Source organism: Psychroserpens sp. S379A (assembly GCF_049800755.1).
Taxonomy (GTDB): Bacteria; Bacteroidota; Bacteroidia; order Flavobacteriales; family Flavobacteriaceae; genus Psychroserpens.
Window position 1 is genome coordinate 848,431 of the sequence record NZ_JBNAFQ010000001.1, and the last position, 26,390, is coordinate 874,820.

General features: G+C 32.9%; 21 protein-coding genes. 7 read left to right on the forward strand and 14 right to left on the reverse strand.

Annotated elements, in window-relative coordinates:
- The first annotated feature begins 15 nt into the window (after nt 1-15).
- Entirely contained in the window at nt 16-7,755 is a 7,740-nt protein-coding gene (locus tag ACP15M_RS03835) for a choice-of-anchor D domain-containing protein (RefSeq protein ID WP_425075850.1), read from the forward strand.
- 62 nt (nt 7,756-7,817) lie between these two features.
- Here the strand turns inward: ACP15M_RS03835 and hisS are convergent, their stop codons facing one another.
- The gene (gene hisS, locus ACP15M_RS03840) at nt 7,818-9,188 is read right to left on the reverse strand and encodes a histidine--tRNA ligase (protein ID WP_425075851.1); all 1,371 of its coding nucleotides are present in this window, start codon (nt 9,186-9,188) and stop codon (nt 7,818-7,820) included.
- A 294-nt stretch (nt 9,189-9,482) separates the two neighbouring features.
- Between hisS and ACP15M_RS03845 the strand changes: the two genes are divergently transcribed.
- On the forward strand, nt 9,483-10,721 hold the full coding sequence (locus ACP15M_RS03845; RefSeq protein ID WP_425075852.1) for an ABC transporter permease: 1,239 nt from the start codon (nt 9,483-9,485) through the stop codon (nt 10,719-10,721).
- A gap of 394 nt (nt 10,722-11,115) precedes the next feature.
- Nucleotides 11,116-12,528 (forward strand): T9SS type A sorting domain-containing protein, encoded by a 1,413-nt coding sequence (locus tag ACP15M_RS03850; protein ID WP_425075853.1) that lies wholly within the window; start codon nt 11,116-11,118, stop codon nt 12,526-12,528.
- A 51-nt stretch (nt 12,529-12,579) separates the two neighbouring features.
- Here the strand turns inward: ACP15M_RS03850 and ACP15M_RS03855 are convergent, their stop codons facing one another.
- The 5 genes from ACP15M_RS03855 to rpsF form a co-directional block, all read right to left on the reverse strand.
- A complete protein-coding gene (locus ACP15M_RS03855; RefSeq protein WP_425075854.1) occupies nt 12,580-13,650 on the reverse strand; it encodes a thioredoxin-like domain-containing protein in 1,071 nt (356 codons plus the stop codon).
- A 44-nt stretch (nt 13,651-13,694) separates the two neighbouring features.
- Entirely contained in the window at nt 13,695-14,168 is a 474-nt protein-coding gene (locus ACP15M_RS03860; RefSeq protein ID WP_425075855.1) for a DUF6495 family protein, read from the reverse strand.
- A gap of 72 nt (nt 14,169-14,240) precedes the next feature.
- Nucleotides 14,241-14,690, reverse strand: coding sequence for a 50S ribosomal protein L9 (gene rplI / locus ACP15M_RS03865; protein ID WP_425075856.1), 450 nt, complete (start codon nt 14,688-14,690; stop codon nt 14,241-14,243).
- A 13-nt stretch (nt 14,691-14,703) separates the two neighbouring features.
- Nucleotides 14,704-15,000 (reverse strand): 30S ribosomal protein S18, encoded by a 297-nt coding sequence (rpsR, locus tag ACP15M_RS03870; protein ID WP_033961670.1) that lies wholly within the window; start codon nt 14,998-15,000, stop codon nt 14,704-14,706.
- Between the two features lie 2 nt (nt 15,001-15,002).
- Complete coding sequence (gene rpsF / locus ACP15M_RS03875) at nt 15,003-15,341, reverse strand: 30S ribosomal protein S6 (protein ID WP_425075857.1); 339 nt, start codon at nt 15,339-15,341, stop codon at nt 15,003-15,005.
- 199 nt (nt 15,342-15,540) lie between these two features.
- Between rpsF and ACP15M_RS03880 the strand changes: the two genes are divergently transcribed.
- A complete protein-coding gene (locus tag ACP15M_RS03880) occupies nt 15,541-16,236 on the forward strand; it encodes a LytR/AlgR family response regulator transcription factor (protein WP_040254020.1) in 696 nt (231 codons plus the stop codon).
- Between the two features lie 54 nt (nt 16,237-16,290).
- On the opposite strand, the gene priA is transcribed toward ACP15M_RS03880, so the two are convergent.
- From priA to ACP15M_RS03900, 4 genes are all read right to left on the reverse strand, one after another.
- The gene (priA, locus tag ACP15M_RS03885; protein WP_425075858.1) at nt 16,291-18,747 is read right to left on the reverse strand and encodes a replication restart helicase PriA; all 2,457 of its coding nucleotides are present in this window, start codon (nt 18,745-18,747) and stop codon (nt 16,291-16,293) included.
- A gap of 79 nt (nt 18,748-18,826) precedes the next feature.
- Nucleotides 18,827-19,336: a hypothetical protein gene (locus ACP15M_RS03890; protein ID WP_425075859.1), complete on the reverse strand. Its 510-nt coding sequence runs from the start codon at nt 19,334-19,336 to the stop codon at nt 18,827-18,829.
- Nucleotides 19,337-19,437: 101 nt separating this feature from the next.
- Nucleotides 19,438-19,869: a DUF2147 domain-containing protein gene (locus ACP15M_RS03895; RefSeq protein WP_425075860.1), complete on the reverse strand. Its 432-nt coding sequence runs from the start codon at nt 19,867-19,869 to the stop codon at nt 19,438-19,440.
- A gap of 1 nt (nt 19,870) precedes the next feature.
- On the reverse strand, nt 19,871-20,791 hold the full coding sequence (locus ACP15M_RS03900; RefSeq protein WP_425075861.1) for a YihY/virulence factor BrkB family protein: 921 nt from the start codon (nt 20,789-20,791) through the stop codon (nt 19,871-19,873).
- Nucleotides 20,792-20,969: 178 nt separating this feature from the next.
- On the opposite strand from ACP15M_RS03900, the gene purB reads away from it, so the two are divergent.
- On the forward strand, nt 20,970-22,313 hold the full coding sequence (gene purB / locus ACP15M_RS03905) for an adenylosuccinate lyase (RefSeq protein ID WP_425075862.1): 1,344 nt from the start codon (nt 20,970-20,972) through the stop codon (nt 22,311-22,313).
- A gap of 1 nt (nt 22,314) precedes the next feature.
- A complete protein-coding gene (locus ACP15M_RS03910) occupies nt 22,315-22,503 on the forward strand; it encodes a hypothetical protein (RefSeq protein WP_425075863.1) in 189 nt (62 codons plus the stop codon).
- A 55-nt stretch (nt 22,504-22,558) separates the two neighbouring features.
- Here the strand turns inward: ACP15M_RS03910 and ACP15M_RS03915 are convergent, their stop codons facing one another.
- From ACP15M_RS03915 to ACP15M_RS03930, 4 genes are read right to left on the reverse strand one after another with little or no spacing between them, the layout of a single operon-like run.
- Entirely contained in the window at nt 22,559-23,104 is a 546-nt protein-coding gene (locus ACP15M_RS03915; protein ID WP_425075864.1) for a DUF4252 domain-containing protein, read from the reverse strand.
- 7 nt (nt 23,105-23,111) lie between these two features.
- Nucleotides 23,112-23,684, reverse strand: coding sequence for a DUF4252 domain-containing protein (locus tag ACP15M_RS03920; protein ID WP_425075865.1), 573 nt, complete (start codon nt 23,682-23,684; stop codon nt 23,112-23,114).
- Nucleotides 23,685-23,706: 22 nt separating this feature from the next.
- Nucleotides 23,707-24,204: a hypothetical protein gene (locus ACP15M_RS03925; protein WP_425075866.1), complete on the reverse strand. Its 498-nt coding sequence runs from the start codon at nt 24,202-24,204 to the stop codon at nt 23,707-23,709.
- Nucleotides 24,191-24,700 carry an RNA polymerase sigma factor gene (locus ACP15M_RS03930; protein ID WP_425075867.1) on the reverse strand — a complete coding sequence of 170 codons (510 nt, stop codon included), beginning with the start codon at nt 24,698-24,700 and terminating at the stop codon, nt 24,191-24,193. The genes ACP15M_RS03925 and ACP15M_RS03930 overlap by 14 nt, the downstream gene beginning before the upstream one ends.
- A 185-nt stretch (nt 24,701-24,885) precedes the next feature.
- Here ACP15M_RS03930 and ACP15M_RS03935 point away from each other — a divergent pair, with 185 nt between their 5' ends.
- Nucleotides 24,886-26,322 (forward strand): S41 family peptidase, encoded by a 1,437-nt coding sequence (locus ACP15M_RS03935; RefSeq protein ID WP_425075868.1) that lies wholly within the window; start codon nt 24,886-24,888, stop codon nt 26,320-26,322.
- Nucleotides 26,323-26,390: the final 68 nt, after the last annotated feature.

Genomic DNA, 26,390 nt, shown 5'->3' on the forward strand with positions numbered 1-26,390 from the left:
AAAATTTAACCGCTTATGAAAATTTCAACACTTTCACTAAGAAAGTATACCCTAGTCACAGGTATACTTGTGTTGAGTACTTTTATGTATTCACAAACAGCAGATTTTAACGTCCAGCATTTACAAAATGATGTTGGAAATTCTGGAGCTACTAACACCAGTTTTACAGCTGTATCATCATTAAACAATGCATTTGCATTAGCAAATAATAATAGAAAAGTTAGTGCTGGACCAAGCTCTTCAACTGGAACCTTTAATGGTGATGATTTAGCTGGAGCTAGAGTTCTAACTGGAACAAATACTTTAACTTATTATAGAGAATCTGGTTCTACTAGTTCAACTACAAGATTCAACTCTTCTATTTGGGAATATGTTGGATCACCTGGTGGAAATAATGAAATGATTGTAAGAGGACGATATGCTGTCACTTTAAATGGAAGCACAAATAGTACAACACAAGCTTTATCTGGTATCACTAATGCCAATAAATGTATCCCATTTATAACTGGTATTATGAATAACGCAACTAGTCAAGATGCAGATTCTGGTACAGCAATAGCGTATTTAGAAAATACTACAACACTTAGAGTTCAAAAAGGTTCTAATGCGAATAATGTAACTGTATATATAACAGTTGTAGAATTTACAGGTAGCAATTGGACTGTACTTCATGGAGATTCAGGAAATGCTTCCGCAGACACTGGAACTATGACACTAAGAAGTAATTCAGATGGTACAGGAACAGCAACAAACGTAAGCTCATGGAACAACGCTATAATCTTTGGTCAACACAGAGGTGATATGACTACAAGCGGTACAAATGATGCTTTAGCAGATAATTGGCCTGTATTCGATCCAGGATCTAACAACCAGAGAGTAGATTGGACATTCCATTCAAATCATGATTCAAATGCTACAAATAGTAACCGTCATTTTGTTCATATTTTAGTCAATTCTGGAATGAATGTAACAAGATTTCAAGATACTAGTAACACAGCAGGAGCTACAACTATTAATATTACTAGTGCTGGCTTATCAAGTATTGATGAAGCTTTGATTATTGGGTCATCTACATCTAGTGGGTCAGGTACAGCTTATGCTAGGGGATGGAGAAATTATTATTTAAACTCAACAACTCAAGCTGCCCATTGGTCTCATAGATCGGGAAACACTATGAGTCACGAAATCCAAATAGCTGATTTATCTGGACTAACAAGCTCTACTATATCTTGTGCCTCAACAGTAAACACCTTTCCATACAATGAAGGTTTTGAGTCTGGTTTAGGCTTATGGATTCAAGAAACTACTGATGATAACAATTGGACAAGAGAACAAGGAGGAACGCCATCTAACAACACAGGTCCTTCTGGTCCAAATGAAGGCTCATGGTATATGTTTACCGAAGCTAGTAACCCTAATTATAATGACACATTTATACTAAAAAGTCCTTGTTTTGACTTATCTGCCGCTACTGCTGGTACGTTCTCTTTCTATTATCATATGTATGGAGCAATAATGGGAGATCTTTTTGTTGAATTAAGTACTGACAATGGAGCTTCGTGGCCTACAACTGTATGGTCTCAAAGCGGACAAGTGCAAACAAGTCATGGACAAGCATGGAATCAAGCTAATATCAATTTAGATGCTTATGCTGGTCAAACTGTTATGCTTAGATTTAGAGGAGAAACTTCTTATGACTATAGAAGTGATATGGCTATAGACAATTTTAGCTTTACAACAACATCACTTTCTGGTCCAGAAATAAACATTACTGGTTTGGGTCAAAGTATTCTTGATGGAGACACGACACCTAATATTACTGATGATACAGATTTTGGAAATATTGATGTAGCTTCGGGTTCTAAAGTAAACACTTTTACTATTGAAAATATAGGCACACTTAATTTAACTGTTGGAGCCATAACAATTTCTGGAGCACATGCTTCAGATTTTACTGTAACTAGCGCTCCTGCAAGTTCAGTTGCTGCTTCAGGAAACACTACTTTTAATATCACATTTAATCCAAGTGCAACTGGACTAAGAACAGCTTCAGTTAGTATTGTTAATGGAGATAGTGATGAAAACCCTTATAATTTTGATATTGAAGGTAATGGTACGAACACAACATATTCTAACGTTATTGTTTCTGTTGATTGGCCTAGTTATGCTAATGAAAACACTGTCGAAATTTATTCGCCTAGCGGAACACTAATCAATACAATTAATTCTGGAGGAGCTAGTCCTTTTGATACTATTCTTAACCTTGGTTGTTTAGAAGATTTGAATAACTATTATATCATAATGTATGATTCTTGGGATGATGGATGGCAAGGTGCGGACAATATAACTGTGACAGTAGGAGGTACAAATGTAATTAATCAAAATGGGAATTCAGCTTCTTTAGGAGGAACAACAGTCTTTTTTAATGTGTCTGGTGGTGGTAGCGTAAATGAAATAGAAATTACTGGAAATGGAACTGAAATTGCAGATGGTGATACAACTCCTGCTATTGCTGATGACACTGATTTTGGAAGTGTTAACGTTTCAGGAGGAACTGATACTCACACATTTACAATTAATAATATTGGATGTACCAGTCTTAACCTAACTGGCTCCTCTCCATATGTTACAATATCAGGAACTCATGCTGCAGATTTTTCTGTAACTTCAATTCCTTCTGCTTCTATTTCAAGCGGAAGTAATACAACTTTTGAAATAACATTTGATCCTAGTGCACCAGGCTTAAGAACTGCTTCAATAAGTATTGCAAATGATGACAGCGATGAAAACCCTTACAACTTTAATGTTCAAGGTATAGGTTTAATTCCTAGCCCTGAAATAAATATTACAGGTAATGGTATATCAATAGCAGATGGAGATACAACTCCAGACGCTAGCGATGACACAGATTTTGGCTCTATATCTATTGTTGGCTCAACTAATCCTAATACTTTTACAATTGAAAATACTGGTGCCGCAACACTCTCAATAGGTTCAATTACAATATCTGGCGCAAACGCAGGAGATTTTACAGTAACCTCAAGTCCTTCTTCATCTGTTGCTCCTTCAAGTAGCACCTCTTTTGAAATCACATTCGATCCAAGTGCAATTGGTTTAAGAACTGCATCTGTTAGCATCGTCAATGACGATAGTGATGAAAACCCTTACAATTTTAACATTGAAGGTTCAGGAACTTCTGCAGGTGTTTGTTTAACCACAATATCTTCATACCCTTACGAAGAAAGTTTCGAATCTGGCTTTGGGTTATGGACTCAAGACATTAATGGAATAGGTGATGATTTTGATTGGTCAAGAACAACAAACTCAACACCTTCTGGACCTTATACTGGTCCAACAGGTGCTCAAGATGGCAACCATTACATTTACACCGAAGGAAATGGTAATAACAATAGTGAAGCTATACTATTCAGTCCTTGCTTTGATTTGACTAGTGCTACTAACCCAAGATTAACATTCTTCTATCACATGTTTGGATCTGGAATGGGAGGTTTACATGTTGAATTGAGTACCGATAATGGATTATCTTATCCGAATGTACTATTTACCAATTCAGGTGAAACTCATGAATATTCAAATTCTTCATTCACACCAATTAGTATTGACCTAAGTAGCTATGTAGGTCAAACTATTAAATTAAGAGTGAGAGGAGAAATTAATGGAAGCAATAGTAGTGATATGGCTATTGATATGATTACTATCGAAGACAAGTCTTCTATAACTATTGCTCCAGGTGGTGTAACTGCTGACCTTGCTCTTTGGTTGAAAGCTGATGACGGTTTGAGTTACACTAGTGGACAAAGAGTATCATCTTGGATTGATCAAGGTTTAGGTAGTGATGCAAGGGTAAACAATACAAACCAAAGACCAACCTACTATGATAATACAACTAAAAATATAAACTTCAACCCAGTTATTGAGTTTGATAATTCATATACATCTGTTTCTGTAGATGGTGATTATTCTCATGATAGTACATCAACAGAATTTTTATCAGGTGATTATGGTTTTTATACTCAAGACATTTTTATTGTAGTAATTCCTGATGGTACATCTATCAACCGTAATTTTGGTTTTATGGATGTATTTTGTAGTGATGCTCAATTACTTGATCAAGCTACTGATGCTACAGGTATTGGCTTTGGAAATTATACTGGTAGAGTTGATAATGAAGTAATATGCTACGCATACGACTCTTATGATAACAATCCAAACGATGGTTATGGCGTCGCTCAAACAGGAAGCTCTAGCTATAATAATGTTGGTATCATCAACACAAGAAACAATGCTGCAGATACAAGACAAGAATTATACTACAATGCCAATGATATTGAAAATTATCAAAATGATATTGCTGAGTATGCGAATGCGAACGATTCTAGATGGTGGATTGGACGTAGTGAAGGCTGGGAAGCCTCTCTAAATGCAAGAGTTGCTGAAGTCATCACTTATTCTGCTAGAAAAGATGACGCTAATTTAACTCAAGAACGTAATAGAATTCAATCGTATTTAGGTATTAAATATGGTATTACTCTAGGTGTTAATGGAACATCTCAAGATTATGTTAATAGCGACGGAACAGTAATTTGGGATCAATCTGCAAATACTGGATACAATTACGATATTGCTGGTATCGGTAGAGATGATGCTTCTGAGTTAAACCAAAAACAATCCAGAAGTGTTAACAATGCAGCTGATGGTTCTGGTAGAACAGAAGGAATATTAACTTTTGGATTGACAGATATTTATGACACAAATAAATTAAACCAATCTAATAATGGAACAACCCTTAATGACAAAGAATATCTTGTTTGGGGAAATAATGGTGCAGATCTAAACTTAGCATCTACAACTGTTAATATCAATATGAGTTCAGGTATTACTCCCGCTTTAAATACTGATGTAAGTTTTACAGCTATGCAACGTGTTTGGAAAGTTGTAGAAAATGGTGGTGATATTCCTGCAGTTAAAGTGAGAATTCCTCAAAATGCAATTAGAAATATCACACCTCCTGGAAGCTACTATATGTTTATTTCAAGTACAGGTGTGTTTGATCCAACAGCAGATTACAGAGTTATGAAAGATGATGGATTTGGAAATCTAGAAACTGAATATGATTTTGACAACACAAAGTATATCACTTTTGGGTATGCTCCTCAGGTTATTGTTGAACGTTCTATTTATTTTGATGGTGCTGTTGATTATATTGACATGGAAGACGCTTTAGATTTAAATCCTTCCGAATTTACAGTCTCAGCATGGATTAAAAGAGATGCCACAGATACCGGAACTAAATCTATAATGTCAAAAAGAGGAACTACGTTTAGCAATGGTTATGATTTTAGAATATTAGATGATAACAGAATACAAATTAGATGGAAAACCCCATCAAATCAAACACTAACATCTACAGTATCGATTCCAGACGATGAATGGCATCATGTTGCCGTTACCTATGGTTCAGGTACAGGTAGAATGTATATAGATGGAATAGAAAATGTGGATAGAAGTAGCTTATCAAACCCTATAGATAACAATGAATCATTCCTTATTGCAGCTGCAGGTAAAGGAACTATTGTACAACACTTCAAAGGAAATATTGATGAAGTTAGAGTTTGGGACAGAATGTTGACACCTTCTCAATTAAGGTTCATCATGAATCAAGAAATTGAGAATAATGCAAGTATAGTTGCTGGTAAAATAATCCCAACAACTATTAGCAAAAATGAAGTAGCAACTATTCCATGGAGCGACCTTGCTGGTTATTACCCAATGTCTGTCTACACATACACCAATACCGAAGATGCTTCTGGCAAAGGAAATCAAGGCGCTTTAAGAAACTTAAACACAGTAGATAGACAAACTGCTCCACTACCATATGAATCAACTCAAAATGGTAATTGGGATGTGCAAAGTTCTTGGATGAACGGAACAGTTCAAACCATTCCAGGTACAACATCTATTGTAGATAACACTCAAACTGTTGACTGGAATATTGTTAGAACAAACCATAACATTACTATTGATGATGACTCAGATTTACCTTCTGGTAAAAACGGAAACAGAACTCTACTAGGCTTAATGGTCGATAGCAATGAATTAGAAGTAAGTGGAGTTACTGATGCCACTACAAATACAGGCTACGGACTTACAGTATCACATTATTTAACGCTAGACGGAACGATTGACCTTGAAGGAGAATCACAATTAATACAAGATAACAATAGTGACTTGATTGTTGGTACCACAGGACGATTAGAACGTGACCAACAAGGTACTGCAGATACATTTACCTACAACTACTGGTCGTCTCCTGTTGGACAAACAGATGTAGAGACAAATGAATTTAGCTACAACTTAGCTAATGTTATACAAAATGCTGGTTTCTTAACCTCTGGCCACAATGGCTCAGCATCTCCTCTTAGAATTGCTGATTACTGGATTTGGAAATTCTCTAACCTAGCCAATGGCGATTATTCAGCATGGCAACACACAAGAAGCACAGGTACTATTCTTGCTGGTGAAGGATTTACAATGAAAGGTCCTGGTTCAGGTCCATTAACCTCAGATCAAAACTATGTGTTTAGAGGAAAACCAAACAATGGAGTCATTAACCTAACCATAAACCCTGGAAATAATTATTTAGTAGGTAATCCTTACCCTTCAGCTATTGATGCTGTTGAATTTATAAATGATAACCTAGGAGTTACAACTGGTACTCTATATTTTTGGGAACATTGGGGAGGCGGATCTCATGCTCTTAATGAATATCAAGGTGGTTATGCTTTAATGAATTTATCTGGAGGCACTCCAGCAGTTACATTAGGTGTTCCAGTATCTGGTGTAAGCAATATTGGTACAGCCAGAAAAACACCTGGAAGATATATTCCTGTAAGTCAAGGCTTCTTTGTTGATGCCAACTCAGGAGGACAAATTGTATTTGAAAATGACCAACGTATATTTCAAAAAGAAGATGGTTCTTTAAGTGGAAGCTCTGTATTTGTTAGAAATAGTGAAGCTAATGCAAATTCTAATGAAACTCAAACTTCTGCAGATCCAAGAATGAAATTTAGAATTGGTATTTATACAGTTAACGAGATTAACCGTCAATTACTACTTACCATAGATGAAAATGCTTCTACTGCTGTAGATTTAGGATATGATGGTATTGTAAATGAAACGCAAATGGATGATATGTACTGGATGATTGATGATGGAAAATACATTATTCAAGGTAGTAATGATGTAGATATAGATACAACTTATCCACTAGGAATAGAAACCGATTCAGACGGAATAAACACTATTAGCATCAATGCTCTTGAAAATGTACCCGATGACATGGATATTTTTATTCATGATATGCAAAATGCAACGTATCACAATCTAAGAGAAAGTGATTTTGAAATCTATCTTGATGCTGGTGAGTACTTAGAAAGATTTGAAATGACGTTTAGAGATGCTGACGACACTTTAAGTGTTGATGATAATGAGTTAAACACACTAGAAGTGTTTTATAATAATGACATTGAAAGTCTAGTGTTATTTAATCCTAATTATAAAGAAGTGAAGTCTATCGAGCTTTTCAACATTGTTGGACAATCGATTCATACTATAAAAGACATTTCAGAACTGGACTATTCTGAATATGAAGTTAAGCATTTAAGTACTGGAACTTATATTGTGAAAGTAAATACTGTAAGCGGTTCAGTATCCAAGAAAGTTTTAGTAAAATAATAGACCCAAATCTACCTTAAACTTAACTTACTAAAAAGCCTCAAATTTCTTTGAGGCTTTTTTTATTGTAAAGATTTTAACATATCATCAAAAGAAAGCGACTCTTGATTTCCTGTTTTCATATTTTTTAAGGTATAAGTATTTGAGTTCATTTCAGATTCACCCAACAACACAACAAACGGAATCTCTCTTTTATTAGCGTAGTTAAATTGTTTAATAGTTTTTTTGTTATCTGGAAATAATTCTGCACGAATTCCTTGCGCTCTTAGCTGTTTTATAGCTTTCATACTAGCCATTGCTTCAGCATTTCCAAAATTAAGAAACAGTACTTTTGTACTTTCGCTTATCGTCTTTGGAAACAATCCCAATTCTTCCAAAACGAGATAAATGCGATCTAATCCAAAGCTAATACCAATTCCACTAGTATTAGGTTTACCAAAGATTTCAGTAAGATTATCATAACGACCTCCTCCTCCAATTGATCCCATCTTTACACCTTTTGGTGCTGAAACTTCAAAAATAGCTCCTGTATAATAATTTAAGCCTCGAGCAAGCGTCACATCTAATTGAAGCTGAGCTGTATTCAGTTCAAGAGTTTCAATGCCTTGATTGATAAACTCGAGTTCTTCAATCCCTTTTTTACCTTCTTCAGAAGTGTTAAGAATCGTTTTTAATTCTGAAATTTGAGCTCCAAAATCACCTTTTAAACTAAATAAAGGTTGTAATTTATCAATTCCAGATTGAGGAATTCCCTTATCTAGCATTTCAGCTTTTACTTTCTCCTCTCCTATTTTATCTAACTTATCTAAAGCTACTGTAAAATCGATGAGCTTATCTTGAGCGCCAATCACTTCAGCAATTCCGGATAAAATTTTACGATTGTTAATTTTTATAGTTACACCTTTCAAACCTAAAGCCGTAAATACAGCATCATACAACTGAACAAATTCTACTTCTTGCCAAAGGGAATCACTACCAACCACATCTGCATCACACTGATAAAACTCTCTATAACGTCCTTTTTGTGGTCGATCTGCTCGCCAAACTGGCTGAATCTGATAGCGCTTAAACGGAAAATCAATCTCATTTTGGTGTTGCACTACATAACGTGCAAATGGAACCGTTAAATCATAACGCAAGGCTTTTTCAGAAATTTTTGTTGTTATTTTACTTGAACTTTTAGTCTGATATAAATCATCACTAACTTTATTCAAATAATCACCGGAATTCAATATCTTAAAAATCAATCGATCACCTTCGTCTCCATACTTTCCCATTAACGTGCTTGAATTTTCAAAGCTTGGTGTCTCAATAGGTTGAAACCCGAAGACTTCAAATTGCCTTTTAATGGTGTTAAAAATATAGTTTCGTTTTGCAACGTCTTCAGGATTAAAATCTCTTGTGCCTTTTGGTATACTTGGTTTTTGTGCCATATATATCTTCCACAAAAATGGAAGTCTCTTTTAATTAAAACTTGTACATCAAGCTTGGTCTATTCATCGTACTCATAAAGAGATTTTTCGACTACTTCGTAGTGTGCTCTCAATCAAAATGTATTTTGATTTCAACCAATGCTCGAAATGACAGATTACTTTTATTCCGTCGTTAATAACTTCACAAAAATATTATAAAATTTAAAGGCAATCGAAAGTTATTTCAATTTTATAGTAACTTTATAGGTGTTTTGTAGTCTTACATAAAAACACCATCAAGATTTAAGGCCTATTATGTTTTCATTAGTTAGAGAAAATATCCGAATTGCTTTTGATTCAATCAGAAGTCAGTTACTTCGTACTATCCTTACCGTTTTAATTATAGCGATTGGGATTACGGCTTTAGTTGGAATTTTAAGTGCTGTTTCTGCTCTTGAAAATACCATCTCAAGTGATTTTTCATCTATGGGAGCAAACACCTTTAACATTCAGCGTTACGAATTTAATACCCAACGTAGAAGTGATGAAAAACAAAAGATAAATCCTGTTATAAGTTACAGACATGTTAAAGAGTTTGAGGACAGTTATAAATTTCCATTTACAAAAACCTCCATCTCTTTTGTTGGTACTTTTGGAGCTGAAGTTAAATATGAAAATGAAAAAACAGATCCTGAAGTACAAGTCTTAGGTATTAATGAAAACTACATTACAAATTCTGGTCTTGAAGTAGAATTAGGCAGAGACCTCAACTACTTTGATGTGCAAAATAGTAATAGTGTTTGTGTTATTGGTAGCGATCTTAAAAAAGCATTACTTGACGATGTAAACCCAATTAACAAAACCATAAGTATTAGAGGAGCTAAATTTAAAGTAATTGGTGTTTTAAAGGAAAAAGGTGCCACATTTGGAAACAATCAAGACCTTAGAGTGTTTTTACCTTTACAAAAAGCACGTACCATTTTTACAAACCCAAATATCAATTACAGTTTAAGTGTAAAAACGGATAAAAAAGACATGCTTGAAGGTGCTCAAGATGAAGCCATTTTATTATTTAGAAACATTAGAGGACTCAATCCTGTAGAAAAAAACAACTTTGGTTTAGAACGCAGTGATGATTTGATTAATCGCATTGGTTCAATAACAATATATTTAGAGTCAGCTGCATGGATTATTAGTATTATTACAATTTTTGGATCTACTATTGCGCTTTTGAACATGATGTTAGTGTCTGTTACAGAACGAACTAGAGAGATAGGTGTTAGAAAAGCTTTAGGTGCTAAACGAAGCACTATTGCCTTTCAGTTTTTTATTGAAACTATTATTATTGGTCAGTTAGGTGGTATTGTTGGTATTATATTAGGTATTCTAATTGGACTAGCTGTTTCTGCTGCTGCGGGTTTTCAATTTGTAACTCCATGGTTAGCAATGATGAGTGCAGTAATCACCACATTTATAGTAGCAGTCGTATCAGGTTTGATGCCTGCTATAAAAGCCGCAAGACTTGATCCTATTGAATCGTTACGCTACGAATAGCTTTCTTAGAATCACAACCAAAGGTAGTTTTATAAACGCTTTAGCTTTTAATCATATTTTACAGTTTTAAAAAAAATATATAGCGAACTAAAAAATCTATTCTAAAACTGTTTTAAGGATATTAGCCATTCCCTATTTTTAAAAGAGAATTAAACTCAAACTCCCCTAGACTTTTTAAAACTTGTACTAAATTATTTTTATACTTTTTATTTAATCTGCGTTTGCTACAACCATTAACACTCTATTAAAATTAGTAAGCTTATTACTTTTAAAAAATAAAATTAGCACTATAAGTAGGAGTTTCCTTAAGTAAGTTGTTTTTATTATATAAAATCCTTTAAGTGACTCTAGTATTATTACAGATAATTTAGAGCCTTTTATTAATTTTATTTTTATGAAAAACTATTTACTTATCACTCTTCTTTTCACTTATTTTTCAATTAATTCGCAATGTGCAAGTAATGTTTCTTCGGGCAGAAACCATAACTTACTTATACGAGACGACGGAACGCTATGGGGTTTTGGCTATGGCTTAGACGGATATTACGCCCTAGGCACATTTGCCAATATTACAGAACCTACCCAAATTGGCACTGATACAGATTGGTCTAACATTTATGCTGGTGCCATCTACACTATTGTACAAAAAAATAACGGTAGTCTTTGGGGGTTAGGAGACAATAGTCGAGGCGCTGTAGGGACCGGACCAAATGGATCATCTCAAGTTATAGAAGTTTTAACCCAAATAGGCAATGATTATGATTGGTGGAAAGTTTCTGCTGCTAGCGGTCATACTTTAGCTATAAAAACAGATGGAACACTCTGGGGTTGGGGCTCTAACCAGTCTAAAGCTTTATTATACAGCGAAAGCTCAAATACAATCTTTAATAGCCCTATACAAATAGGAAATGACACAGACTGGATAGAGGTTGAAGCAGGTTTACATTCTAGTGTGGCTATTAAAGAAGATGGCACCTTTTGGTCTTGGGGTAATAGTGTTTTACACAGTAATACAAATCAAATGCTAATGGCACCTTTAGTATCAGGATTTTCAAAGCTAAGTAGGTTTTCATCTGGATTACATACTTTGGTATTAAAGGATGACGGAAGTCTGCATGTTTTTGGCACCGTATGGAACAATGCAAATGCTTGTTTAGGATTAGGACCTGATACTATATCTGCACTCTATTTTTTTCAGATTGGCACTGATACAGATTGGCAATATATTTCTGCAGGTTTTATGGCCTCTTATGCAATTAAAGAAGATGGGACACTTTGGGCATGGGGTGTTAACGAACATGGCCAGGTTGGTGATGGCACGACTGAAGATAAATTTTATCCTACACAAATAGGAACAGATACCGATTGGGTTATGGTTAAAGGAGGTATGAGGCATGCCATTGCTTTAAAAGCTAATGGAGATTTATATAGCTGGGGCAGCGGACAAAACTATCAACTTGGTAATAATGCTTCAAGCCAAACTAATATTTTAACTCCTACACTTATAGACACTTGTATAACAATGTCTACAGAAGATATAATGCAAAATGAAACTAAAAGCACCAGTTATCCTAATCCTTTTTTTGAAGAAATTAACCTTTATCTTAAAAATGTAAATCTAGGAACTACTGTATCTGTAGATATAATGGATTTAAAAGGCGCACTGGTTTTACGTAAACAAAAATCAATAGATAATTATAATAAGGTTAAAATCTCAACTCAAAACCTATCAAAAGGTGTGTATTTTTTAAAAGTTAAAAATGAAAATGGTACTACACTATTACAAAATAAAATAGTTAAGAAGTAAGTTTTAAAACAGGAAGTTAGCTTATGAATTTTTAGAGCAATAAAATTTATACTATTTATTAGCTTTGTTGTTAACTATAATCTTTTCAATTTCATCGTCAGTAAGGTTAATTCCTACGATCTCACCTTTTTGATTAAGCAAAAAACTATGTGGTATTGCCATAACACCTAACTCATCACTTACTTCACCATTCTTGTCAATTACATTTTCCCAAACTAGTGCATCCTGTTGGATTGCTTTCTTCCAATCGTCTTCATCTTCATCTATAGACAAACTAATAATATCAAACGTCTCTCTATCAGTTTTAGAGTATAATTCGATTAAACCAGGATGTTTTTGTCGACAAGGTCTACACCAAGATGCCCAAAAATCAACTAAAGTATATTTTCCTTTATAATTTGTTATACTTATAAGTTCAGAATTTTGATTTGGCAATTTAAAAGCAAGAAATTCATGCCCTATATTGTATTTTTTTAAGCTTTTAATTCCTGTATTATAGAATTCCAAATCAAATTTATTTTGGTAAGTTGTATCAAGTAAAGTGTACAAATGTTCTAACTCATCAACCTTTAATACTCTATTATAAGATGCTAACTCTCCCAAAATTTTTCCACTGAAAGAATGCTTTGGATGCTCTTTAAATAATCTGATTAGCTCCTCATTCAATAATTCATCAAAATTATCTTTCTCTTCATTTTTTCTCCAAAAATTTTGATACTTTTCTTGTATAATTGCAGTTTTAGAACCTTTTATATCCTTCAAATCAAGAATATTCATGTTGTATCCATATTCATCTACTTCTTGACGATAATCCATTACAAGTTCAATAGTACTACTTTCTAGATAAACAAAAAGACTATTTGCACCTGGTCTTAAATTCAACCAACCTTGTTGCGTTGGCAAATCTAGTTCTCCTGTAAACTTAAATTTACCATCAATAACTTTTGCACTATCTTTATGCTTACCATAACCAAGGAATATATAATCGTTATATGCTCCATTAATAGTTCCACTTAAACTGAAGTTTTTTAATGCTGTTTCAACAGTAGTTTCAACAGATGCTTCTTTTTCTTTACACCCAAGAATTAGAAGTAAAAGCAATAGACTAAGTTTTCTTATCATCTTATAAAATTTGCAAGTAAAGTTTTCGTTATTAAATATATAACTTATTTACTTACTAAATTTTCAAAATACTGATAAAGTTCTCCTTTAGTAATGCTAGCTCCTTCTTGAATTAACTTAAACTTGTCTTGATTCTTGCTATCAGAATAGTCTTTTGCTGCTGTAAAAAACTCAACATCATCAGACAATAGATTGTTTCTAAACCAATCGTAACCTTCAGTAGTTGTGATATCAATATCTGAAGCTTTGATTTTAAGTGCTATTAATCGCATTTGTTTTTCAGTACAATGAAACAAGTGCATCTGTTGAGGAGAAATATGCTCTAAATATTCAACTTTAGATAAGACACCTTCCCAAATCAAGTCGCTAAACACATCTAACTCCTGCTCTGCTACTTCTGGTTTATTCGTCTTGATATCAGACCATTCTTCGGCTGTAATCGATTGTGTAGCCAAAAAATTAATAAACTCTTGGTGCAACTCTTCAAACTGCTCTTTTGTAAGTCTAGAATATTTCATTTTGTTATTTTAAACATAAATTGAAAAAGCCTCAACGTAACGCTGAGGCTTTAATTATAATGTATTTGAGTTTTAAGCTTCAGCTACAACCTCAAATGGTAAATCTACTGATACTTCTCTGTGTAATCTAATTACAGAATCGTATTTTCCTAAACGTTTTACAGATCCACCAGCAATAGAAATGAATTTTTTATCAATTTCATGACCAGCTTTTTGTAACGCATTTGCTAAATCTATATTGTTAACAGATCCAAATAATTTGTCTCCTGTACCAACTTTAGAAGCAATCTTAATCTCTAATGTTTTAAGTGCTTCAGCAGTTTTATTAGCTGCATCAACAATACTTTTCTCTTTATAAGCTCTTTGCTTTAAAGTTTCTGCTAATACTTTTTTAGCAGAAGGTGTCGCCATTACAGCTTGACCTTGAGGAATTAAAAAGTTTCTACCATAACCGTTCTTTACTGTTACAATATCGTCTTTAAATCCTAAATTTTCAACGTCTTGTTTTAATATAAGTTCCATAGTTATTGGTATTTTATTTTAATAAATCTGCTACGTAAGGCATTAATGCCAAGTGACGTGCTCTTTTTACTGCAACAGACACTTTTCTTTGGTATTTTAAAGAAGTTCCTGTTAAACGTCTTGGCAATAACTTACCTTGCTCATTTACAAAACCTAATAACCAGTCTGCATCTTTATAATCAACATACTTGATACCAGATTTCTTAAAACGGCAATACTTTTTAGTTTTGCTTGTATCTATATTTAATGGAGTAAGATATCTAATTTCTCCATCTTTTTTTCCTTTTGCTTGTTGTTCTATTGAAGACATAATTACGCTTTTTGTTTATCTCTGTTTCTTCTCTTTTCTGCCCAAGCAATTGCATGCTTGTCTAATTTTACGGTTAAGTAACGCATAAAACGCTCATCACGTCTAAACTCCACTTCTAATGGATTAATTACTTCTCCTGCAACTTGATACTCAAATAAGTGATAAAAACCACTTTTTTTGTTTTGAATTGGGTATGCTAATTTTTTTAAGCCCCAATCTTCTTTGGCTACCATCTTTGCTCCTCTAGAAACAAGAAAATCTTCATATTTCTTTACTGTTTCCTTTATCTGATCTTCAGATAAAACGGGATTTAAGATGAAAACAGTTTCATAATGATTCATAAAATATTATTTATTGTGTTAAAAATGAGTGCAAAAATAACTATTATTTCTGTTTCTGGCAACGTTTTTGCTTATAAAATTTTGAAGATTTTAGCCGTGTTAAAGAAAAGTTAAAACAAACACTTTACCGATGTTTTTTGGTTTTTATCCGAATTTTTTGTAACATTGTCGATATCTTAACCTAAAATATAATAATGTTATGACTTTAAACTGTGTAGTAGTTGATGATTCTGCGATTCAACGATTATCGATTGTAAAGTTAATTGAGAATCATTCCTCTCTTAACCTTATTGCAGAATATAGCAGCGCTTTAGAAACTAAAAATGGACTTAACACTCACAAGGTAGATTTAATCTTTCTTGATATTGAGATGCCAGTTCTTAATGGTTTCGAGTTGCTTGATGTACTCAACAACAAACCCCAAATTATTTTCGTTACAGGTAAAACTGAATACGCGTTTAAAGCTTTTAATTATGATGCAACCGACTATCTACAAAAGCCTATTACTAGGGAACGTTTTAATACCTCTGTAGAAAAAGCACTTGAGCAACATAAATTGAAGCTTGATTTTAATGAAACAGATGGCGAACACATATTTGTGAAGAGTAATCTAAAAAAACGTAAAGTTTACATTAAAGATATTAAATGGATTGAAGCTCTTGGAGACTACGTAAAATTAGTTACCGAAGAAAACAGCTTAGTCGTTCTATCTACAATGAAAGCTTTTGAGCATGAATTACCAGAAGGTAAATTTTTAAGAATCCATAAATCGTACATTGTCAATTTAGATAAAGTTGATCGATTTAACAGTAAAAATGTTGAAGTTGGTGCTTATGAGATTCCGTTAAGTAGAAACAAGAAAACCCAACTTGTTGATGCTTTAAACAATATTTAAAAGGCAAAATAAGATTATTTCGTTTGAAGATATAACGTTAAACCTAACTTAACTTTAATAATTATCGACATTTAAAATTACTCTTACTGCCCTAAAATCTTTTATACTTAAGAAGCTGTTATTTATTTTAATGATGGCTTCTTTCGTTTTTGTTAACGATTGTTTTTGAGGAATTTTAACCAAAATATGTTTTAAATACTGATTGCGTATTCTTGCCACAGGTGGAAATTCTGGACCTAACACATGAGTTTTAAAAACCGTTCTCAAAGATTTAGCATACCAATCTGCTCCTACATTCACTTTTTGATAATTTTTATGCTTTAAAGTAATTTTTATCATCCTGTAAATCGGAGGATACTTAAAAGTATGTCTATCATCCATTTGTTCGACATACATCTGTTCATAATCATTAGTAGACACTTGCTGCAAAATACGATGAAACGGATTATAGGTTTGAATCAAAACCTTACCTCGTTCCTTTGTTCGACCTGCTCTACCAGATACCTGAGCCATCAATTGATAACTACGCTCGTGAGCTCTAAAATCTGGAAAATTGAGCATGTTATCAGCATTCATCACACCTACCAGCTTAACATTTCTAAAATCCAAACCTTTAGTTAGCATTTGAGTTCCTACTAATATATCAATTTCACCTTGTTCTAAGGCTGTTATTATTTTTTCGTAACCATATTTACCACGAGTTGTATCTAAGTCCATACGCGCTACGTTATGATCGGGAAACAACAACTTCGCTTCCTGCTCTACTTGTTCTGTTCCAAAGCCTTTAGAATCGAGTTCTACACTTTTACATACTTCACAAGTTTTATGCATTGCAGAATTATAACCACAATAATGACATCGCAATTGATTTTTATACTGATGATAGGTCAAACTCACATCGCAATTAGGACACTGAGGCGAATGACCACAAGTATTACACTCTACAATTGGCGAAAATCCACGTCTATTTTGAAACAAAATAACTTGATGACCTGCTTTTAAAGTCTCTTGCATCTCTAGAATCAATCGATCGCTAAAATGACCAGTCATACGTTTACGCTTATGTTTATCTTTAATATCAATAAGCTCAATATCTGGCATTAATACATTATTATATCTATGCTTTAGTGTTGCTAATCCGTATTTTCCTTGTTGTGCATTATAATAACTTTCTAAACTTGGTGTCGCAGAACCTAACAAAGTTTTAGCTTTAAACAGACTAGCCAAAACAATGGCAGTATCTCTTGCATGATATCGAGGTGCTGGATCGAATTGTTTGTAAGATGATTCATGCTCTTCATCAACAATCACTAAACCCAAATTTTGGAATGGTAACAGTACCGAAGAACGTGCTCCTAAAATAATTTGAGCTTTAGACGAATTATGCAATACATTATTCCAAACTTCAACACGCTCATGAGATGAATATTTGCTATGAAATACTGCAACCTTTTCTCCAAAATAATTCTGAAGTCGCTCTACTAATTGTGTTGTTAACGCAATTTCAGGCAGCAAATACAAGACCTGATTCCCTTGAGACAATTGTGTTTCAATGAGTTTTACATAGAGCTCTGTTTTTCCAGAAGATGTAACTCCATGCAACAAAGTAATGTTTTGTTTTTCAAAGGATTGAATTATATTGTTTAAAGCTGTTTCTTGATAATTATTCAACTGTTTTGAAGTTGAATCATCCTCACCATCATACTGAACTCGATCGGTTTGAATATGATATTCTTCTAAAACTCCTTTGTCAATTAATGCTTTAATTATGGCTGAAGATGTATTGCTTTCAGAAATCAATTCTGAAACTTTTACAGGTTGCTTTGTTTTTGCAGAAATAGAAAACAAAGTCATCACCACATCACGTTGTTTAGGAGCTCTAGTTAAGGTGTTATTCAACAAGTCTTGCAATGCTTCTTCAGATGAATGTGCGTTTGATAATTTGACATACCGAACCAGTTTAGGTTTATACTTTTCGTAAATTTCTTCCTGCACATGTATCACTTCCTTTTCAAGAAGACGTTTAATTATCGGAAGCACATTCTTCTTATCTAAAATCGCCATTAAATCCTGAATTTTTAGTGACGACTGATGATGCAAGGCTTCATAAACTATAAACTCATCATCTTTTAAATCTTCATCATTAATTTTAATGTCAGTATTTCTAGAAATTACGGTTTCACTTTCTAAAATAAAAGCACTCGGTAAAGCTGCTCGCATCACTTCACCTATCGTACACATATAATATGTTGCAATCCATTGCCAATGTTTTAGTTGAATTGCAGTCACCAAAGGTGTTTCATCTAAAATTTGATGAATTTGTTTTGCTTCATACACTAAAGGTGCAACTTGATGAACAGACTCCACAAGTCCTGTATAAATTTTACGCTTCCCAAAAGGTACAGACACTCGCATGCCTGGTTTCAAGAACTCAGCTTCAGCTTGCGTTATTGCATACGTAAAGCTTTGCTCTAAAGGAATTGGCAATATGACATTAATAAAGTAATTCACATGTCAAAGGTAATGTGTTTGTATAAAAAAACCACCTCAATTTGAGATGGGTTTTTATTTAAAAAAATAACTCTATTTTTTAAAAATCAATGTTTGTAAATATACCATCTGTTATTATATAGGTTTCATTGGTATTATCATCAAAAACAATAAAATTAAACTCACCAGAAACCAACCTGTTTTCATAATCAATCTCTGTTATTCTAAGATTATAACTAACGGCATCACTTTCAGACCAAGCATTTATAATTCCATCTAAATAATAGTAATTAGCCAATGCATAAGAGGATTGAGAATCACTATTAATCTCTTGTCCAGAAAACAATAACTCATCAGATTCTATTAAGATTTCAATAACTCTAACGTTAGATTCGTCACCAGCATTCCCTCCAATACTTAATGTAGGATTAGGTACATTCTCTTCCACTCCAAAACCATATACTAAATCTTCATTAGCTATAAAATCTACACCATCTATTTTAGCTCTAAAAGATTTAGCATTGTTAGTACCAGATGAGTTGTCATCATCACTTCCACCACAATTCAATAATAAGGCAGTAAAACAAAATAAGCAAATTAGTTTTTTCATTGTAAAGAATATATTGTTTAGTCAGATATAACAAAGCTAATCAACTAATTGAACAGACAATCACTTATTCGATAAACTACCTAAAAGCACACATATATCAATCAACCTTCAATTCTAACCCAATACTGAGTTCTAAAGAAGAATGCTACATAACCTCTAACCTCAAGTTGATTAGGATTGTTATCATCAAGTTTTAACCGACACGTATAGATTTTACCATCTTCAGGATTTGTGATGGTTCCATTTTTATAAACATTCTTACCAGCTTCTTCCATAGATTTAATGATTTCAAGACCTAAAACTGGTTTGTTATAATCATCACCTACACATAATTTACAGATTCTATCTCGTTTAGAAGCATCAAATATTTCAATCACTTTTCCGAAGAGTTTGCCATCTTTCTTATAAATCTCAACAATAGATTTTTCAATTCCTGTTTCATCATCAATGGTTTTCCATTTACCAATCACACTTTGTGCTACTGAAGGCAACACCATTCCGAAGCAAAAAAACAATATAAAGAGATTCCTCATGCTATCTATGTTTTCTTAATTTAGTTAACGATACATTAAGTTCAAAACCTAATAAAAGTATATTCGCATTGAGCCAAAAATAGAACATCAATATCAATAACGCTCCAATAGAACCATATAGTTTATTGTATTGCGCAAAATTTTCAATGTAGATTCCGAACAAATATGACGTAAGAATAATTAATAATGTTGTAAATAATGCGCCTATTGAGAAAAACTTAAATTGTTTTCCTTCGTGCGTTCCAAAATAATACAAAATTGCTGTAGCAACATATACCATAATTACAAAAAACAAATACTGAGACCACAACAGCAAAGTGTTGCTGTTTTCATTTTTAACATGAGCTAATTCTACAATATTCTCAACCACATAAATATTAAAATACCCAAGGACAGCTACAGTCAAAATCAATAAAAAAGCAAGTATGATAGCGACACCTAGTGCAAACATGTATTGCTTAAAAACATTGCGTGTAAGTTGTTCATGATACGACGTTTCAAAACCAGAAAATACGGCATTGACACCATTTGCCATTAACAAAATAGAAATCAAAAACACCGAAGAAATAAGTCCGCCTCCTTTAATATTTTCAAAAATACTTTCGTAAAAAAAATCGGTTGTTGTAGGTGGCAAAAAGGATTGCAAAAAATTTAAAAACTCGGTTTCAAAACCTTCAATAGGCACATAAGGAATAATTATAATGACAAATAATAAAAATGGAAATAATGCCATAAAAAAACTATAGGCAATCGCACTTGCTCTTGTACTTAAAGCACCTTTTACAATACCAATAGTATAGAGCTCTAGCAAGTCGTACAACGAAAGCCCTTCTAAGACTTTAAGCTTAATTCCCTTAAAAAACTTTACCAGTAAATTCACTACTGGTATTTTTTCTAATTTATCTTCAATAGGTTTAGACATGTATTCTGTTAGGCATTTTATTTCTCAAATTTAACAGATTTGAGTACTTGTAAAAGTAGAAAACTTCTTTCTAGAAATTAAAGAAAAGTAGAAAAACTTATACTGACTTTTGCCTTGCTTCCAACGAAATCAGTTATCTTTACCAACTTAAAATTTGAGTCAAAAAACAACACAACCAATGTCAATATCATCATTAAACGCTATATCACCAATAGATGGTAGATACAGAAATAAAGTAGATCGTTTAGCGCCTTATTTTTCGGAAGAAGCTCTTATTAAATATCGTGTTTTAGTAGAAATTGAATATTTCATTGCACTTTGCGAATTAAAACTACCTCAACTTTCTGATATTGACACTTCAATTTTTGAAGACTTAAGAGCAATTTACACTAATTTTACTTCAGAAAACGCTCAAGCCATTAAAGATATTGAAGCTATTACAAATCATGATGTAAAAGCTGTTGAATACTTTATTAAAGAGCAATTTGACACCTTAGGACTTTCAAAATACAAAGAATTCATCCATTTTGGATTAACGTCACAAGACATCAATAATACAGCCATTCCTTTAAGTATAAAAGAGGCTATGAACGATGTGTATGTTCCTGAGTATTTTAATGTACTAGAAAAACTAAAAGAGCTTTCTACAGAATGGAAAGCCATTTCGATGTTAGCTAGAACACATGGTCAACCTGCTTCTCCTACTCGCTTAGGAAAAGAAATTCAAGTATTTGTAACGCGACTAGAAGAACAATTCAATTTATTAAACGATATTCCTAGTGCTGCAAAATTTGGTGGTGCAACAGGAAATTTCAATGCGCATAAAGTGGCTTATCCTGATATTGATTGGAAAGCTTTTGGAACACAATTTATTCAAGAAAAATTAGGCTTACAACATTCGTTTCCTACAACTCAAATTGAGCATTACGACCATATGGCTGCACTGTTTGATGCTTTAAAACGAATCAACACCATTATCATTGATTTAGATCGTGATATTTGGACTTATGTGTCGATGGATTACTTTAAGCAAAAAATTAAAAAAGGTGAAGTTGGTAGTAGCGCTATGCCACATAAAGTAAATCCGATAGATTTTGAAAACTCTGAAGGTAATTTAGGTATTGCCAATGCTATTTTTGAACATCTTTCGGCTAAACTCCCAATTTCTAGATTACAACGAGATTTGACCGACAGCACAGTATTGCGAAATGTTGGTGTCCCTTTCGGACATACACTTATTGGATTTAAATCAACTTTAAAAGGATTGAATAAATTATTGCTTAACGAATCTAAATTTGCTGAAGATTTAGAAAACAATTGGGCTGTTGTAGCTGAAGCCATTCAAACCATTTTACGTCGTGAAGCTTACCCAAATCCTTATGAAGCTTTAAAAGGGTTAACCCGAACAAATGAAACGATTAACGAACAATCTATTTCAAATTTTATTGACACTTTAGAGGTTTCTGATGCTATCAAGTTAGAATTGAAAGCAATCAATCCAAGCAACTATACAGGAATTTAAAATGTCTTTTAGCAAAAATACTTTAGCACTCATATCTACTGGAATCATCCTGTTTGGATTTTTTATTTCAGGAATTTTTGATGTACTAGATTATCTTATTGTAAAAGCGCTTTTGTTTACTGCATTTGCAACACTAATTGCTATTCTTGTTTGGATTGCTATAAAAAATAAGCAAACAGATTCTAAATAAAAAATCACCTTAAAAAATTAAGGTGATTTAACATTAACACTTCAATAATAGTCAGTTATTGAAATATTTTAGCAAATTCTTTTAATTGAGTTTCTTCAATACTGTTTTCATCAAGCATTGATGCGAGCTTCATAATTTTAGAAAAATTCATATCGTCACCAATTATTCTAATTACCGCAAAACCTGTTTCTTGGGAGTTTCCTAAAACGATAAATTCATCTACGTTTTCACCATCACCTACGCATTTGATTACAAATTTCCCATCTGTAGAATTTCCGCCACGCATTAATTCTTCATATTTAGGATTCTTTAATATGGTTTGTACTTTGGCATATTCAATTTCCATTTGCTCTTTGTTTTCTTCTTCGGCAACAAAAGCAACTAAGCTTAATTTATCTACAGACTCATACGCTTCTTTTTGTTCTTCATCAAGAACTGCTTCGTCTATTTTTAAAAGGCTAATTGGCACATCTAAAGATGTAAATCCAGGAGCAAGTTCGCTATCTACATAGAAACTTTGCAATGTTGGATCTTGGTTGCAACTTTGTAAGGTTACAACCAAGAACAACATCATGATTATTGTTTTGATTGATGATGTCATAGTGATATTAGTTTTGATCTTTTCCAGCTTTTTTCAACTGCTCGCCTCCAGGCATATTCATTTGACTTGTTAATTTTGAAATCTGTCTTAAATCAATATCTCCAGTAAGTGATAATAAAACGGTTTCGATTTCTCGTTTTTTTCCGTTAATAGTAATGTCTTGTCCTTGGGTTAATTCTTTTATCCCATTAATAAACATTAATAGTTCTTTAACGTGGTTTTCATCTTTTCCTTCTCTTACATAAAAATTAACTGTTTGATCACCATCTTTCACTCGCATTAATTCTTCCATACTAGAGCTTTTTAAGTATTTTGATACTGTAGCATTCATATCTGAAGAAATTTTCTCATCTCCAGTAGTAAAGACTTTAAAGCTTGTGATGTTTTCTGCCATATTTACATAACCTTGCATTTCAGGATCATCAACATCAATTCCCATTAAGGCTAACATTTTAAACATTTTTTGATTGACAACTACTGAAGTTACATCTTTTTGGTCTTCAAACTTATCGAATACACTTTGTGCTGTTCCTACTATTGACGACAACATGATTGCCATTACTACGATTACATTTTTCATAATTACTTGTTTTTTTTAATTTTTACTTGTTCTTTAATAATTTATTTGTTGTGTTTGCGAGTTGACTTATATGACTCGCTTTTTCGGCACCTACATTAAAACTTTCTGATGCCAAGTTTAAAGCACTAAAACTAGACGTTCCTTTATTAAAATTTGAACCTAGCATTGCTAGTGCTTCTTTGGTTTGGTAATACATTTCACGCTCCTCAGGAGTTAAATCGTTAGGCGTGAGAGGTTGATTACCAAATGTATTAGGAATAATTATTCCCAACATAAGAACTGCTACTGCTGCGACAGAAATCCATTGATACATATTGTTTTTCTTAGGTTTTAATGGAACGTCTTTGGTATATAGTTCTTGTTTTGTTGTATTGAAATATTGAAACATTACGCGATATGATTCTAAATGAGGAGCGACATTATCTTGAGCAAAATATGCTTTCAGTTGTTGCTCTTCTTGTAGCGTTGTTTCGCCATTGTCGTACTTTTCTAATAATTTTTCTATGCTATTTAACACCATACTTATGTGTATTAGTTAATTTTTCTCTTATAGTTTTTCTAGCTCTAGATAAAGCGACTCGTATTGCAGTTGGATTCATATCGACAACTTTAGCTATGTCATCAAAATCATAAGCCTCTATATCTCTGAGCTGTAATATTATTTTTTGTTGTTCTGGTAATTCTTCAATAATTTTTGAAACCCAATCAACACTATCTCTATTTTCTACTTCTTTCTGTAAAGACGTGTTATTGTCTTGATAATTACTATGAACAATTTTTAAATTTTGTGCTTGTTTTGATTTTAATCGGTCTAAGCAAAAATTCTTTGTCATCGTCATCGAAAACGCTTCAACATTTCTGTATTCACTAATTTTCTGTTTATTCTTCCACAGTTTAATTAAAATCTCTTGTGTAGCATCTTCAGCTTCTTCATTAGAAACTAGAAGTCGTTTTGCTAAACGAAAGACTTTATCCTTAAAAGGCATCACTAATTTTACAAAATCAGTCTGTGTCATTATTTGGGTTGTTAGTAAAAAACGATTGATTATATCGCTTTATGTCATTACGACGAGCATGTTTAAGTTTTGTTACAACGCAACTTAAAATTATTTTTTAATTTACAATAATGTAAGTAAATTTATAGTTTAGTAGCTTAAAAGCTTACTGTTTACTTAAAATAAAAATTGAAAAAGAAAAAGATATGAAACTCAAAAAACTAGGCTTACTCTTCTTAATAGCACTTACGTTTACAAGCTGTTTTGAAGATAACGACGATAATGCTATTGCTGCCAGCGAAATAAATGATTTTATTTGGAAAGCTATGAATGCTGCGTATCTGTACAAAGCAAATGTAGACGATTTAGCTAATAATCGATTTTCAAACAGCGAACAATATTCTAACTTTTTAAATGGTTTTTCTACTCCTGAAAATATCTTTGATCATTTAACCTACGATCCTTTAGATCGATTTAGTGATATCATCCCTAACTATATTAATTTTCTTCAAGGTCAAGATGGCACATCGTTAACTAATGGTGTCGAATTTAATTTTCATGTAAACCCTCAAAACCCATCACTAATCATTGGAGTGGTAAGATTAGTACTTCCTGGTAGCGATGGAGACGACAAAGGCTTAGTTCGTGGACAAATTTTTAATGCTGTCGATGGTATTGCTTTAACCAATGAGAATTTCACCAACTTTTTAAGCCAAAATTCATATACACTTAATTTAGCAACTTACAATGATAACGGAACTCCTCAAGCCGATGATGATACGATAGAATCGACTAACAATAGTATAAACTTAGTTAAAGAAGTCTATACTGAAAATCCAATTTTTTTATCTGAAGTTCTTGAAGTTGGTTCAGAAAACGTTGGCTATTTAATGTATAATCAATTTAATAACGAATACGAAAGTGAACTCAATGCAGCTTTCGCTCAATTTCAAGCTAGTAATGTGCAACACCTTGTTTTAGATTTGCGATATAATCCTGGTGGTGTTATTTCTACTGCTGCTCTTTTAGGAAGTATGGTTACTGGACAATTTAACGGACAAGTCTTTTCTAAAGTAGTTTACAACGAAGACCAACAAGAAGAAAATCGAAATTTTAATTTTGTGAGTAGTTTTAATGACACTCCAGTTAATAGTTTAAACTTAAACAAAGTCTATGTGCTTACTTCAAGATCGTCTGCTTCTGCAAGTGAATTGGTAATAAATAGTCTAAAAGAATACATCACAGTAATTCAAGTTGGTGAAAATACTGTTGGTAAAACACAAGCCTCAGTTACATTATTCGATTCTCCTAATTTTGGACAAAATAATATTAATCCAAATCACACCTACGCATTACAACCTTTGGTTGCTAACTCTATTAATGTAAATGATGAAGCAGTTCCTAATGATGGTTTACCTGCTGATATCCAATATACCGAAGTTGCACGTAATTATGGAGTCCTTGGTGATGCTAATGAGCCTTTGCTAGCAGCTGCATTATTAGACATTCAAGGTTTAGGTCGTTATGCACAACCTCATATTGAGTTAATGCCTATTAAAAAAGATTTCAATCTAAAACCGTTTGAAGACCATATGTATATTACACTAGATGATATTTCAATTGATAGACTTCAATTTGAATAAGGTAAAGACAATCAAAACGTAAAAAAGCCACTGCATTTCGAGAACCTCAATGAACAGTGGCTTTTTTT

Bases quoted from the DNA above. Each gene is read 5' to 3' on its own strand.
- ACP15M_RS03835 (WP_425075850.1), top strand. From the start codon at position 16: ATGAAAATTTCAACACTTTCACTAAGAAAGTATACCCTAGTCACAGGT.
- hisS (WP_425075851.1), bottom strand. From the start codon at position 9,188: ATGGCACAAAAACCAAGTATACCAAAAGGCACAAGAGATTTTAATCCT.
- ACP15M_RS03845 (WP_425075852.1), top strand. From the start codon at position 9,483: ATGTTTTCATTAGTTAGAGAAAATATCCGAATTGCTTTTGATTCAATC.
- ACP15M_RS03850 (WP_425075853.1), top strand. From the start codon at position 11,116: ATGAAAAACTATTTACTTATCACTCTTCTTTTCACTTATTTTTCAATT.
- ACP15M_RS03855 (WP_425075854.1), bottom strand. From the start codon at position 13,650: ATGATAAGAAAACTTAGTCTATTGCTTTTACTTCTAATTCTTGGGTGT.
- ACP15M_RS03860 (WP_425075855.1), bottom strand. From the start codon at position 14,168: ATGAAATATTCTAGACTTACAAAAGAGCAGTTTGAAGAGTTGCACCAA.
- rplI (WP_425075856.1), bottom strand. From the start codon at position 14,690: ATGGAACTTATATTAAAACAAGACGTTGAAAATTTAGGATTTAAAGAC.
- rpsR (WP_033961670.1), bottom strand. From the start codon at position 15,000: ATGTCTTCAATAGAACAACAAGCAAAAGGAAAAAAAGATGGAGAAATT.
- rpsF (WP_425075857.1), bottom strand. From the start codon at position 15,341: ATGAATCATTATGAAACTGTTTTCATCTTAAATCCCGTTTTATCTGAA.
- ACP15M_RS03880 (WP_040254020.1), top strand. From the start codon at position 15,541: ATGACTTTAAACTGTGTAGTAGTTGATGATTCTGCGATTCAACGATTA.
- ACP15M_RS03890 (WP_425075859.1), bottom strand. From the start codon at position 19,336: ATGAAAAAACTAATTTGCTTATTTTGTTTTACTGCCTTATTATTGAAT.
- ACP15M_RS03895 (WP_425075860.1), bottom strand. From the start codon at position 19,869: ATGAGGAATCTCTTTATATTGTTTTTTTGCTTCGGAATGGTGTTGCCT.
- ACP15M_RS03900 (WP_425075861.1), bottom strand. From the start codon at position 20,791: ATGTCTAAACCTATTGAAGATAAATTAGAAAAAATACCAGTAGTGAAT.
- purB (WP_425075862.1), top strand. From the start codon at position 20,970: ATGTCAATATCATCATTAAACGCTATATCACCAATAGATGGTAGATAC.
- ACP15M_RS03910 (WP_425075863.1), top strand. From the start codon at position 22,315: ATGTCTTTTAGCAAAAATACTTTAGCACTCATATCTACTGGAATCATC.
- ACP15M_RS03915 (WP_425075864.1), bottom strand. From the start codon at position 23,104: ATGACATCATCAATCAAAACAATAATCATGATGTTGTTCTTGGTTGTA.
- ACP15M_RS03920 (WP_425075865.1), bottom strand. From the start codon at position 23,684: ATGAAAAATGTAATCGTAGTAATGGCAATCATGTTGTCGTCAATAGTA.
- ACP15M_RS03925 (WP_425075866.1), bottom strand. From the start codon at position 24,204: ATGGTGTTAAATAGCATAGAAAAATTATTAGAAAAGTACGACAATGGC.
- ACP15M_RS03930 (WP_425075867.1), bottom strand. From the start codon at position 24,700: ATGACACAGACTGATTTTGTAAAATTAGTGATGCCTTTTAAGGATAAA.
- ACP15M_RS03935 (WP_425075868.1), top strand. From the start codon at position 24,886: ATGAAACTCAAAAAACTAGGCTTACTCTTCTTAATAGCACTTACGTTT.